The sequence below is a fragment of the Calditrichota bacterium genome (genome assembly GCA_013112635.1).
GTDB lineage: Bacteria > Calditrichota > Calditrichia > Calditrichales > J004 > JABFGF01.
Window position 1 is genome coordinate 282152 of record JABFGF010000005.1, and the last position, 13141, is coordinate 295292.

At 36.9% G+C, this 13141-nt stretch carries 9 protein-coding genes and 1 pseudogene; 6 read left to right on the top strand and 4 right to left on the bottom strand.

Annotated elements, in window-relative coordinates; genetic code table 11:
* The first annotated feature begins 79 nt into the window (after nt 1-79).
* Nucleotides 80-1858 carry a DEAD/DEAH box helicase gene (locus tag HND50_14775; GenBank protein NOG46504.1) on the top strand — a complete coding sequence of 593 codons (1779 nt, stop codon included), beginning with the start codon at nt 80-82 and terminating at the stop codon, nt 1856-1858.
* A 395-nt stretch (nt 1859-2253) separates the two neighbouring features.
* Entirely contained in the window at nt 2254-2667 is a 414-nt protein-coding gene (locus HND50_14780; protein ID NOG46505.1) for a biopolymer transporter ExbD, read from the top strand.
* Between the two features lie 8 nt (nt 2668-2675).
* Here HND50_14780 and HND50_14785 read toward each other — a convergent pair whose 3' ends face one another.
* The 4 genes and pseudogenes from HND50_14785 to HND50_14800 form a co-directional block, all read right to left on the bottom strand.
* The gene (locus HND50_14785; protein NOG46506.1) at nt 2676-3851 is read right to left on the bottom strand and encodes a hypothetical protein; all 1176 of its coding nucleotides are present in this window, start codon (nt 3849-3851) and stop codon (nt 2676-2678) included.
* 70 nt (nt 3852-3921) lie between these two features.
* A pseudogene (locus HND50_14790) lies at nt 3922-4223 on the bottom strand (DUF559 domain-containing protein).
* 234 nt (nt 4224-4457) lie between these two features.
* Nucleotides 4458-6077, bottom strand: coding sequence for a hypothetical protein (locus HND50_14795; GenBank protein NOG46507.1), 1620 nt, complete (start codon nt 6075-6077; stop codon nt 4458-4460).
* Between the two features lie 121 nt (nt 6078-6198).
* Entirely contained in the window at nt 6199-7830 is a 1632-nt protein-coding gene (locus HND50_14800; GenBank protein NOG46508.1) for a bifunctional metallophosphatase/5'-nucleotidase, read from the bottom strand.
* Between the two features lie 116 nt (nt 7831-7946).
* On the opposite strand from HND50_14800, the gene HND50_14805 reads away from it, so the two are divergent.
* The 4 genes from HND50_14805 to HND50_14820 all read left to right on the top strand — a co-directional run bounded on the left by HND50_14805 (nt 7947) and on the right by HND50_14820 (nt 13044).
* A complete protein-coding gene (locus tag HND50_14805; GenBank protein ID NOG46509.1) occupies nt 7947-8330 on the top strand; it encodes a YraN family protein in 384 nt (127 codons plus the stop codon).
* Between the two features lie 148 nt (nt 8331-8478).
* On the top strand, nt 8479-9615 hold the full coding sequence (locus HND50_14810) for an aminotransferase class V-fold PLP-dependent enzyme (GenBank protein ID NOG46510.1): 1137 nt from the start codon (nt 8479-8481) through the stop codon (nt 9613-9615).
* A 21-nt stretch (nt 9616-9636) separates the two neighbouring features.
* Entirely contained in the window at nt 9637-11781 is a 2145-nt protein-coding gene (locus HND50_14815; protein NOG46511.1) for an adenylate/guanylate cyclase domain-containing protein, read from the top strand.
* Between the two features lie 102 nt (nt 11782-11883).
* Nucleotides 11884-13044 (top strand): response regulator, encoded by a 1161-nt coding sequence (locus HND50_14820; protein ID NOG46512.1) that lies wholly within the window; start codon nt 11884-11886, stop codon nt 13042-13044.
* Nucleotides 13045-13141: the final 97 nt, after the last annotated feature.

The following is a 13141-nucleotide window of genomic DNA, read 5'->3' on the forward strand; positions in this document are numbered from 1 at the left end:
GAAACAGAATTGGTTTGTTATTTAAACTACTTAGTTTGACAATTATACTCGATTCAAAATACAAATTGTTTCAATCGGTATATTTATTTATTTGAAAAGGAAGAAGATTTTGGAAAGTATTACCATAGATCAGCTTGGTCTATCAGAAAATGTTTTAAAAGGTGTTCAGGAACTTGGTTTTGAAAAACCGACACCTGTACAAGAAAAAGTAATCCCGTTGTTGTTAAGCAAACCAACCGATTTAGTTGCATTGGCACAAACAGGAACTGGCAAAACAGCCGCTTATGGATTACCAATTATTGAACACATTGATCTTGAAAACAAAAATACGCAGGCGCTGATTCTCAGCCCAACCCGCGAGTTGTGTATTCAAATTGCTAAAGATATAAAAAAATATTCTAAGTTTATAAAGGGTATGAATATTACTGCTGTATATGGTGGGACAGATATTAACCGGCAGATTAAATCACTTGAAAAAGGTGTCCATATTATTGTGGCTACACCAGGCCGAATGCTGGATTTGATGTATCGCAAAAAAGCAGATATTACAACAATCAATACTGTGGTTTTGGATGAAGCCGATGAAATGCTCAATATGGGTTTTCAGGAAGATTTGAATAATATTTTGCAGGACACACCCTCTGATAAAAACACTCTTTTATTTTCTGCAACCATGCCGCGCGAAGCAGAGAAAATTGCTAAAGATTATATGAGTGATCCGGAAAAAATTACGGTTGGCAAGCGTAATGCCGGAGCCGCAAATGTGGAGCACCTGTATTATATGGTGCAGGCCAAAGATCGTTATCTGGCCCTTAAAAGAATCGCCGATATTAACCCGGATATTTACGGGATTATTTTTTGCCGTACACGAAAAGAGACAAAAGAGATTGCAGATAAACTGATTCACGATGGTTATAATGCCGATGCGCTTCACGGAGATTTAACTCAATCTCAGCGTGATTTTGTTATGCAAAAATTTAGGGTAAAAAACCTGCAAATGCTGGTTGCAACAGATGTTGCGGCACGAGGTTTGGATGTAAATGATTTGACCCATGTAATAAATGTTGATTTGCCTGATGACCTGGAAGTTTACACGCACAGAAGTGGTAGAACCGGTCGTGCAGGTAAAGCCGGTATTGCGATCAATATTGTTCATAGCCGGGAAAAGGGCAAGATTCGACGCATTGAACAATTGATAGGTAAAAAGTTTGAACATCGACGTGTTCCCGGTGGTGCAGAAATTTGCAAAACCCAGCTTTTTCATCTGATCGATAAAATGCAAAATGTTGAAATTGACCATGAACAGATCGATCCGTTTTTACCGGATGTTTATGAAAAACTAAAAGATCTGGATAAAGAAGAATTGATTAAAAATTTTGTGGCTTTGGAGTTTAACCGCTTTCTCGATTATTATAAAAATGCAAAAGATATTAATTTTGTTGAAAAATCAAGACGCGATTTTTCGGACCGCCCGGACAGACAAAAAAAATCCAGAAGAGATTTTTCCAAAACACGCTATACTCGCTTTTTTATAAATGTTGGTAACAAGGACAATTTGAATGCCGGCACATTAATTGGATTGATAAACCGCTACTGCCAGGATAGGGAAATGGAAATTGGCAAGATTGAAGTTATGAAAACCTTTTCCTTTTTTGAAGTGGGCGAATTTTATGCAGACCAGGTTTTAGCTGCCTTCCGCGGTGCAAAGTTTGATAAAAGATCTATCCAGGTAGAAGTGGCACAGCCAAGGGATAATCAGCGCACCGGAAAAAAAGAAAGCTTCCGCGATCGGAAAGATAAAAGGGGTGGATTTCCAAAAGACGGCCCTTCAAAAGGCAAACGCCGTGAACGCAGATAAGATTATATAGCGAGACATTGTTCTCGCTTTTTTTTTGTCATTCCCGAATGTTCTGATCGGGAATCCGGTGCTTCATGTATTAGATTCCTGCTAAAAACATGCAGGTTGAAAATCCCGTTTGTCGGGGAATGACAAGCCTTTTTTATAATTAAATCTGATTGTCATGTTGACGAAGAAAGTATCCCAAATAATATTTTAATACCCTCACTGATTTTAATTTGACTTTCTCCCAAATTTGATGTTTTTTAGTTTAAAGCAAAAAGGTTATATCCTTATACCGATTATCCACAAATTCTAATAAGAAGAATCGGGCATCTCTATTAATACGAATTAGTTAAAGAGCAACAAATTCTGTTCCAGTTAACAAAATTTTTCATCAAAAATTGGGAGGTTATATGTTTTTAGCTAAGCCACGTAAAAATGATGGAGAAATACCTACCTCATCACTCGCTGATATTGTTTTCCTATTGTTGATCTTTTTTCTGGTAACAACAAGTATTGATGTTGAAAAGGGCATTAGCCTGCATTTACCAGAATTTCCGGGGAAAGAAAAAGAAATCCACCCAGATAACCTTGTCAATATTATGATAAATGGGCAAAACCGTGTGGCAATTGATGGAGAAGAGATTTCTCTTGCCGAGATCACATCATTGGTGAAAACAGAACTTGCTGATCATCCGGAATTAGTAGTTTCAATAAAATCAAATTCACAAGCTGATTATAACACTTATATAAAAGTGCTTGATAAAGTAAAAAAGGCGTGGGGTAATAAACCGGCACGTATTTCTATAGCCGATGCTGACTTATAAATTTGGTTTCAAAAAGCTTTCCCCACAGCGAATTTAAAGATTGTTTGTTTGTGCCACTTGTGACTAAACAGGTGGCTATCTGCAATAACTATGTCGATATTGAATCCATTAAATAGAGTATTAGCGCCGACAGTTAAAAATTTTGAGTTAAATTTATTTTCGGAATATAAATATTTCGATTTGAATTTGTGATTAATAATAAAAATTCCGTAGAAAATTAGGAGTTGGTCTGAAAACGGATGTCCATAACTTGTTGAGAAATCAAGACTATTTTTAAAAAGACCTGCTGATTCCCAGTCAGCGTAGGACAATTCCATTAAAAATATGTCTGTCGCACTTCTAAAATTTACCCCGAAGTGGAAACGGTTTGGAAGCTCAGCAACTGCCTTCCAAGTGCTGGGATTAATAATTGGTGTTTGAAAACTACCATTATTTGGATCAGGGTCTAAAGTTTGAATGAGATTTACACCTTTGTATTCCAAATCGCCACTTATATCAATACCCGTTTCATAGTAACCTGCAAGTTCAATTTGTCCATGCCCGGTTTCAATTCTGTAATTAACTCCTGTGGCAAAACTGGGAGAAGAACCAGAAGCATTAGTTTCTAAGTGCCAAATTTTATCTTTCATACGGAAATAATCATAATTGACACGAATTGCGAAACTTACTCCAGATAAAAAACGAGAAATATCATAAGCAGCAATTGCTGAAAAGGCATAAATATTCGTTTGTCTTTTTGAAGAGAAAGTCTCACCTGTTCCTTGCGGATTCTCGATTGTTGTTATATCCATTTCTCCAAAATCCAAAATACTATTATATTTTTGAGAAGCTGAAAATCCTATTGTTAAAGACTCATTCCAGGGATAAACAAAAGCTAAAGATTGGGGCAAACCAATATAGCTATTGATATAACCGAAATCAGCGAGATATGCTTCATTTATATTGGAGTTATATTGATAGGACAACCCAACAGCCAAAGTATCAAAAAAAACGAGGGCAGCGGGATTGCTTCCGCTAATTTGTGATAAAGTTGTTGGAAAATTATAGGAGAAACCATTTGAGCTTAGTGACTGCCAGCGAATACCCTGAGGTAAAATGGTTGCTGCAATTTTCCTGTTAATTTCATAAGTCTGAGAATATGTAGCCGAAAAAAATAGTAATACAAAAAAGAGTAATGTTTTCATTTGAGGATCCTAAAAAATTATTAGGACAAATATACTGAATTAGGTTAAAGAAAAAAAGACAGGAAAAGGCTTATTTATGCTTATTGTCAATGTAGCTATTGATTTCTTTGCAAACATTCTCGAATGAGTTGATAACCTGGTCATTGTTAAAGCGACTATTTTTAAACCATATACGTCAAGAAATAGTGATCTTTGTTTATCATATTCAATGTTTTCTGTTTTCTCATGGATTTCGCCATCTATCTCAATTACCAATTTTAGCTTAGCAATATAAAAATCAACGATAAAATGATCGATTGGTCTTTGTCGTAGCACCCTTAAAGGAAAGTTCTTAAAGAATTTCTTCCAAAGTTTTTTTTCAGCAAAAGTCATGTTCTTTCGGAGTTGTTTCGCCCTTTCAACCAATTGGGGATTATAGGGAAGGTGACGACCATTATAAATCAAACCGCGGGCTTTTAGTTCATGTGCAAAAAACAAAATTTATTCCTTTACATTACTATTATCCCCCTAACAAGATTTTGGTACTAGCCAATGAACTACAGTCCCCCTTTTAAAGGGGGATTAGGGGGATTTAGATGAACTATAATCCTGCTTTCGGATTTAGTCTCATTCGTCCTCTTCCTGATTAAAAATATAATCCCATTGCAACCACAAGTTTAAACGCACCTGTAGATCATTCTCATCGTTACCTTTAATCTGGTTATAATTTGTAAAACTATGGTTGCTAATATCCAATTCAATATGGCCAATGTTTGCTGGTTTGTAAAAAACATTTATTCCGGTATGGATATCCGATTCAACCGTCCCAAATGGGAAGGGTTCGTCATAGCCTTCTTCAACTGTATAGTTTTCAAAATCTGTGTTAAATTCGCCCTGGACAGTTCCTTCTCCCTGGCGGATTAACCCGGCATTTATGGCAACTTTTAGCTCAGGTAAAGCCCACCAGTTATACTCAAGATAATAGCGCTCAAGGTTATTGCCGAGTGCATATCCGATTACCTGGTTGCGGTGCAGATATTTTTCCCAGCGGTTGTTTTTTACATTATAAGTGCGGTTGCGCACCTGTACATATTCCGCATTGATCAAACTGCCAGTCATTCCAAAAGGTAAACCCCATTTAACACCAGCAATAAGTCCAAGCTCGTTGGGTTCCAGATCACCCGGTGATTTCTTTTCAACCTGAAAATCATCAAGCAAAAACTCACCATAGAATTCTATATTATTATCAAAATACAGATCCCATTCAAAGTTGTACATAATATTTGCGTCAAAATTACTGTTGTTTAGGTTGTATCCATAGTAGAACATTAAGGGATTAACAAGTCCCATATCCCAGCCTTGATTTGCCCCGCCGTATAAAATTACTTCGCTAAAGGCAAAACGATATTTATTGGCAATATTGAAACTGAGTTTATGACCATTAAGGTATCGATCAGCGGTGTTTGAAAATTTAGCCTGTGGAGATCCCGCTGTTGAAACCGCATTCATCAACATTCCCCAAAATAAGAACTGAACGGTGCTTTTGCCTAAACGAACATGGTACATATCAAAAGGTTGGCTGTTGTCAGAAAAAAGTAATTGACCTGTTTGTCCCGGCCCGCTTTGCATATAATCACGTCCAAATTTTAAACCAAACCAATCGGTGTTGAGGCTTAGGTAACTTTGTTCAGTATAAGCATAAACGCCCGAGAATTTTTTGCCGATATAATTCTCAGGTGCTTTGTTAAAAATTCTGATATTCAGTTGAAGCGTCAAAATATCCTGGAATGACAGAGTTGCCCTTGGGTTAAGCTGAAACGATCCAAAAGATGAATCAGCCATTTGAAGCGAATTGTAGCCGGCAATTGCATAGGCTCCTGCTTTAAAACCAAGCTTGTCTTTGCTTTTGCCCAAAAAACTCATTGCCTTATTCATTAAGTTCAACCAGCCGGATCCGCTTTCCTCTTTAACAAGCTGCCTGCCTTCAAACTCAAATTCCCGAAGAAGTAATTTTAGCATTTTTTGCTCTTTGGCAGAAAAAGTGTCCGATTCCAAATCCAGTTTCAACAAGAGTTTTGTAATCTCCATTCTTGAAAAAGGACGATTCAACTTGTCCAGTTTTTGTAAATCGCCACGCACGATAAAATAATCAATATAAGAATTTGCCCAGTGATAGGGTTGCAAGGTTTCCTGAGAGAAAACCATGCCGGAAAGTAAGATAAGGATTACGAAGATTTTTGATTTCATATTGACCTGCTATTCAATTGCTTTCAAAGTTTAATATGTCATGCTGAGTCACGAAGCATCCCTTTTAATAATAAGATTCTTCTCTTCGCGTTGCTCCGCTCGGAATGACATTAATTCATGATTAGTTTTTTACAATTTCCCAATTTCCATCAACACTTGGTGTAATTGTCTTTTCACTCGAAATATAATCAATCAAAATATTACGCATTTCTTTGCTAGATTTAAAAATAATCGGGTTGTCGCTTGCACCGGCTGCAGCCATATGTCCGCCGCCGCCACTGGCTCGGTAGCTGTTTAAAGCTACTTTATACTTACGTTTAAGATCAAAAGCTTTGCCGGTTTTGGCATCTTTCATTTTTATGATTCGCTGACCAACCGGTTTACGAACATCAATTTTATAATTTACACCTTCAGCCATGTCGTAATTAAATCCGGGAATCTTTTTACTGCCGATAATTTTGCCATCTTCCATTTCAAAATACTTGGCAGAATACTCAAGGAAATCTTTTATCTGCTGGCCGCTCATTTCAACCATGTAAAGAAAATTCTCATAACGGTACATCCCATAAATATCTTTTATGGAAATTGGCCCGGCTTCCATGCTAAACCGATCGTTAAACGAAGCAGCAAAAGAAATATCTGCTCCTGTATGGGCAATCTGTGCTTTGTTAATTAATTCGATAACGGCAGTATCTTTAAACTTAGATTTTTTTGCATCAATAGCTTTGGTTAATGAGCCGATTTCCGTGCGGATGTATTTTAAAGTAGTTTTATGATAATATTCTGTCAGGTCTAAAATGGATTGAGACGGCTCAACATCTTTCATCGATTCAATCCAGCCACTTTTATTTGTAATTTTCCAGGCATCATTTTCTTTTTTAAGGATAATTTCTATTACGGCCAAATTACGTCCCCAAAACCCGGCATTGATCTTTGCCGGTTCACCGTCAAAGAGCATTTTATTTTCTTTGCCAATTTTCATTGGACCCGCCCGGTGCGAGTGACCTGCAAAAACAACATCAAATTCTTTTACCTGCTCGGCTACCCAGGTTGATGCATTTTCATTGGGAATACCCGCAGCATCACTTGCCGCTTTACTATATTCTGCGTTAAACCCGGCATGAAAAGTTCCCAGCATAACATCCACTTTGGGGCGGAGTGATTTAATTTTGCTTTTGGCAGTTTCAACCATGTCCTGCCATTCAATTCCCGGATAGAGCGTTTTATCAAGCCACATGGGTATGCCAGGTGTTGTTAAACCAAAAATGCCGATTTTAATTGTCCCTCGTTCTATAATTGTGGAAGGTTCAAAAAATGTTCGTCCATCTTCCATAACTGAGTTTGCAGAAAGCCAGGGAAAATTTGAATTCTTTTCAGCCTGTGTATAAACAAACAATCCTTGCTCAATATCATGGTTGCCTACAGCAAATGCATCATATCCCATGTAATTCATTGTTAAAATCATTGGGTGGGTTAAGTGTCTTTCATTTTGGTTAAAATAATAGGCAAGAGGTGTTCCCTGCATTAAGTCGCCCGAATCGAGCAGAATTACATTTTTATGCTTTTGACGATATTCTTTTACACGTGTGTAAACTTTTGCCAAACCACCCCTTTCATCCGGCTGGTCTGTAAAATAATTATAAGGATAAATTTGACCATGTAGATCTGTGGTTTGTAATATGTAAAGTGTATCAGTTTCCTGAGCAAAAGCAATAGAAAGGGAACAGAGAATTATAATTATTAGACGGTTCATAAAAAGTCCTTAAGTTATTGGAAATTATTGAACTAGATCGTTTTTCAATTTATTTTCATAAACAGTAATGTTCAACCAACAGCATTTCAATAGTTAACGGGCACTCCGGAATCTCCATGGGAAACAAAACTGCAAATCAGGTTCTCGGCAAAAAAGGTGAACAGCTTGCTAAAAAATATTTGGAGCAGGCCGGCCATAATATCATTGCAGAAAACTATCGTTCTGGCCGTTCGGAGTTGGATATAATTTCCCAAAAAGATTCAACTGTTGTAGTATCCGAAGTAAAAAGTTTCTATTCCAAACCCCTGGGCGCAGCAGAATTTCGTGTTAATAAGCGAAAACAGCAACAAATTATTAAAGGTGTCTATGGGTTTTTAAGTGAAAATCCTAAATACGAAGGGCAAGATGTACGATTAGATGTAATTGTTGTAGATTTTTCATCTTACCCGGCAAATATTACGCATCATCAATCTGCCTTTTATGATGATGGTGATTATTAGAAATGAATTAATGAATAATTGAATTTTTGATTAGGTGAGACGAGGAAGAATTGTTTTGCATTAATTCAACAGTTCAGCATTTCATTAGTTTATATAATCAGAAAGCCTTATTGCTTGCAACGAATTATAAATAGAAGAGGATTATTCAATGCCCTTTACAGCTTACAGAAACCAGTTTCCTTTTACAAACAGCAAGATTTATTTGAACCACGCCGGGGTTTCGCCACTTTCTACAGATGTGCGTGAAAAGATGGATTGGTTTATCAATAACCGTAGTTTTGGTGAAATTGAATTTTTTGAAGAAATGGTTGAATTACGTGACCAAACACGTTCCTTACTTGCTAAAATTATAAATGTTGAAGAAAATGGAATTGCGTTTACTGCCAACACTTCCACGGGATTCAATTGGCTGGCTCAGGGTTTAAAGTGGAAAAAAGGTGATCAAATCATTTTAACCGATCTTGAATTCCCATCCAATGTTTACCCGTTCTTAAATTTGCAAAAACAGGGTGTTGAGGTCGTTTTTGTAAAAAGCAAAAATGGCTGCATTGAGGTTGAAGATATCGAAAAAGCGATTACACCAAAAACACGGATGATCTCAATCAGCTTTGTAGAATTTAGCACAGGTTACCGTAATGATTTGCTGGCGATAGGCGCTCTATCCAAACATCATGATTTGATTTTTAGTGTGGATGCGATTCAGGGTTTAGGTGCTATTCCGCTGGATGTAAAAGCTTGTCATATAGATTTCCTTTCCTGCGGTGGACATAAGTGGCTAATGGGTCCGATGGGAATTGGTTTTATGTATTTTGAACAAAATTTATTTGAAAAAATATCACCGGCTTTTGTCGGATGGGACAGTGTAACAAACTCTCTTGATTATCTCGATTATAATTTTGAATTACTACCTGATGCGCGACGTTTTGAATATGCAACACAAAACCATTTAGGAATATGTGGCTTATCCGCCTCGCTGGATATATTGCACCGGGTTGGGATTGCAACGATAGAACAGCATCTTCTCATTTTGGGAAAACAAATGGTGGACAGGTTGCCTGACTATGGTATGAAATTTCTGGGGCATGAAGATTCGTTTTACTGGTCTGGTATTTTTTCTTTTTCACACCCTGATGCTGAAGAATTATCTATGTTTTTAAAAAAGCATAATGTGATTTGTTCTATCCGGGATGGTGCATTACGTTTTAGTCCGCATTTTTATAATAACCGCGATGATATCAATGCAATTATTGACTTAATCGGGAAATTCCACCGCTCTCATTTATAAACCAACTTTTAGGAAAAAACAATGAAAAAACATTTAGGCCGGATTGGTTATGGTGCGTTTTTGGGTTTTTTAGCCTCAGTGATAGTTTGGCTAATGGCTAATTATTTTGCCAATGACATTATGTATGAATACGAAGCCAGAACCTATGACTGGCGCGTAAAGAAAAAAGTACAGGATGTTGAAAAATTTTCAATTGACACCGTTGTAATTGTAGATATTGATGGATTAGCCACATCAAAGCTTGGTAAATTTTCACAGTGGCCAAGGGAATACTATCCAAAGCTTATTAAAAACTTAAATGATGGTGGCGCAAAGGTTATCGGGCTTGATATTATCTTTGATAAAGTTCTCTGGCAAACAGAGCAGGATTTACAGTTTGTCAGCTCGGTAAGAGAAGCAGGCAATGTTTTCAATGCGCTCTATTATGGCAAAGCTGATTCTCTGAATTTCCGTTACGAAATGTCCAAAGAGCCGGCAGGTTTTGAAAGTGGGAAATTCCATTATCAGATAAAAGGCAACCCATTACCGGATTTTGCCAAGCAAAAAAGATTTGAAAATGAATTCATTGAGCTTTTAAATGCAAGCACGGGCAACGGTCATGTAAATTTTAATCCCGATGATGATGGTGTTGCAAGGACAATTCATCTGTTCTCTAAATTTAATAATCATTTATATCCGTCGTTGGCTTTGAGAATGTTTATGGAGCTTGAAAAAATTGATGAACTTGCCATGAATGGACCAAACCGACTTGAATTATTTTCCCAGGGTAATTTGGTGCGCAGCATTCCTGTTGATGAAAATGGAAATATGCGAATCACTTATTATGGTACATTTCAAACATTTCGGTATATATCTTTTTATCACGTTTTGGCAGAAGAGGTACCAAAGGAATATTATAAAAATAAAATATTTTTGGTTGGGACCAGTCTGGCAGGCCTGTTTGATTTACGAAGTACTCCGGTATTTCCTGCCTTCCCTGGGGTTGAGATACATGCCAACATAATAAACACACTTATCAATGATGACTTTATTGAGCGGTTAAGTAATACGCAATCGTTTTTACTAATGGTTAGTATCGGTATTATCCTTGGTATTCTGATGAGTTACTTTACACCATTGTATAGTATCCTTTTAGTAATCCTTACAGGCTTTTTCCATGTCATTGTCTCTATGATGTTATTTGATATGAATATCTGGGTAGAAATTGTGTCGCCCATGTTGACAATTTTTGCGACATTTAGTTTGGTCTACATGTACCGCTTTGCAACAGAGGAACGCAAAAAAAGGTTTATCCGCACAACTTTCTCCCACTTTGTAACTAAATCCGTAGTGGATGAACTGCTTGCCAATCCTGAAAAAATTAAGCTTGGCGGTGAAAAGAAAAAGTGTACTGTAATGTTTAGCGATGTGGCCGGCTTTACGACAATCTCTGAAAAATTATCACCGGAAGCCCTTGTTAGCCTTTTGAATGATTATCTGACTCAAATGACAAATATTGTTTTTAAATATGATGGTATGTTGGACAAGTATGAAGGCGATGCAATTATGGCTGTTTTTGGTGCACCTGTTTCTCATGGTAACGATGCTTTTAACGCCTGTGCTACTGCCTTAGAAATGCAAGAGGCCCTGGAAAGAATGCGTGTTCTGTGGCGCAAACAGGGGCGTGATGAGCTTTACGCACGGATTGGTGTTAATACCGGCCAAATGGTTGTAGGCAACATGGGCAGCGAAACCCGTTTTGATTATACGGTTATGGGTGATGCCGTAAACCTTGGCGCACGCCTGGAACCGGCTAATAAGCAATATGGCACAGATATTATGATTGGCGATGAAACAGTAAAAGAAGCAGGTGACAAAATTATCACGCGTCAGCTTGATCTTTTGCGTGTAAAAGGGAAAACTGAGCCAGTCAAAGTTTATGAATTAGTCGGGATTACAGAAAAAGGATTGCCTGATAAAAAAATGAAAGTGATTGAGCTATTTAAACGTGGATTTAAAGAATATCTCGAGCAAAACTGGGATTGGGCAATCAATTATTTTGAGCAAGCCCTGGCAATTGATGCCAAAGACGGCCCTTGTCAGAGATATGTAAGACGCTGTAAATACAATAAAACCGAGCCACCCGGGGAAAACTGGGATGGCGTTTTTACAATGAAAACGAAATAGCAATCCAGTAGAGATAACTTTTCCGTTCTTTCTTTCCTGAAATCTCAATATTGATTGGCTGAAACCGATAAGAAGACAAAGGAAAAAATAGAATAGAAATAAATGGATTTAAAAGATCTTAAAATATTGGTTGTTGATGATAACAATATTAATGTTAAGCTTCTTGACAGAACACTGACCAATAATAATTTTAATGTTGTAAGCGCGTCATCCGGCAAGGAAGCCATAGAAGTTACCAATACTGAAAAACCAGATCTTATTTTGCTCGATGTTCTGATGCCCGGGATGGATGGTTACGAAACGTGTAAAATCCTGAAAGAAAGCAACGAAACAAAACACATACCTGTAATTTTTCTTTCTGCTAAAAATGAAACCGTTGATAAGGCTAAAGGATTAGCTCTTGGTGCGGCAGATTATCTGACAAAACCTTTTGATCCTGTAGAAATTGTTGCTCGAATCCACAGCCATATTGCTATTCGTAAAGATGTGATCGATTTATTTCACAAAAACGAACAGCTGAGGACTGAATTATTAAACGCTCAAAATGGCAAAGAAAAAACTACAACAGAATTGCCATTAAAAAATCTTGAAGCGATTAAAAGTTTAAACTATCGCCAGGCAAATAAATATTTTAGAATTTCTGCACGGGTTAAATTCGCTGCGCCTCCTGTTACAACTGTTTTTATTCCGGTATATGTTGATAATCAAAACTACATTTATATTATATCCGGTGGATTTGCAAAAGATATTAACACGTCTTTTGTTCAATTGCTTTTGCAGCAATTTGCTACAGGTTATTTCAGAGGATTAAAAGAAAAAAACTTTCAGGAAAAAGATTTGTACAATGTGTTTGATATGATTCTGCGGGCCTTTTCCCCCGATATTTATAATGCGGCGTTTACATTATCCATGGGCCATATAAATGCTGCAAAACCAGAGTTTACATCATTTTCTATCCACCAGGCTTTGCCATTAATTTTAAATGAAAACAATAATGTAATTAATCCGGATTCTTTACCCGTTTTTTACGAATCGAAGTATGCCAAAATTATTAAGGCGACTAAAATAAAAATGCGTCCCAAATCGACTTTGGTAAATTATGTCTCCGGTAAAGATATTACTGATCCAGAAACGATGAATGAATTCTGCTTGCCGCATTTTTCATCAGAAAAAAATGACATTGTAGAATCTATTGAAAATTGTTTTTCCAACCTGCCGGAAAAAGAAAATGACCAACTTGTAATGGCTATTAAACTTTTATAATTATTAGCTTTTAAAGAATCTTCTTATCTTGCTTTTGCCCGGGCAAACCTTTAACTTCCGCACTCTTTTTAATAAATTTTTATTTGCAAAACGATGC

Coding starts and splice junctions, on each gene's coding strand:
- HND50_14780 (NOG46505.1), top strand. CDS start 2,254: ATGTTTTTAGCTAAGCCACGTAAAAATGATGGAGAAATACCTACCTCA.
- HND50_14785 (NOG46506.1), bottom strand. CDS start 3,851: ATGAAAACATTACTCTTTTTTGTATTACTATTTTTTTCGGCTACATAT.
- HND50_14795 (NOG46507.1), bottom strand. CDS start 6,077: ATGAAATCAAAAATCTTCGTAATCCTTATCTTACTTTCCGGCATGGTT.
- HND50_14800 (NOG46508.1), bottom strand. CDS start 7,830: ATGAACCGTCTAATAATTATAATTCTCTGTTCCCTTTCTATTGCTTTT.
- HND50_14805 (NOG46509.1), top strand. CDS start 7,947: ATGGGAAACAAAACTGCAAATCAGGTTCTCGGCAAAAAAGGTGAACAG.
- HND50_14810 (NOG46510.1), top strand. CDS start 8,479: ATGCCCTTTACAGCTTACAGAAACCAGTTTCCTTTTACAAACAGCAAG.
- HND50_14815 (NOG46511.1), top strand. CDS start 9,637: ATGAAAAAACATTTAGGCCGGATTGGTTATGGTGCGTTTTTGGGTTTT.
- HND50_14820 (NOG46512.1), top strand. CDS start 11,884: ATGGATTTAAAAGATCTTAAAATATTGGTTGTTGATGATAACAATATT.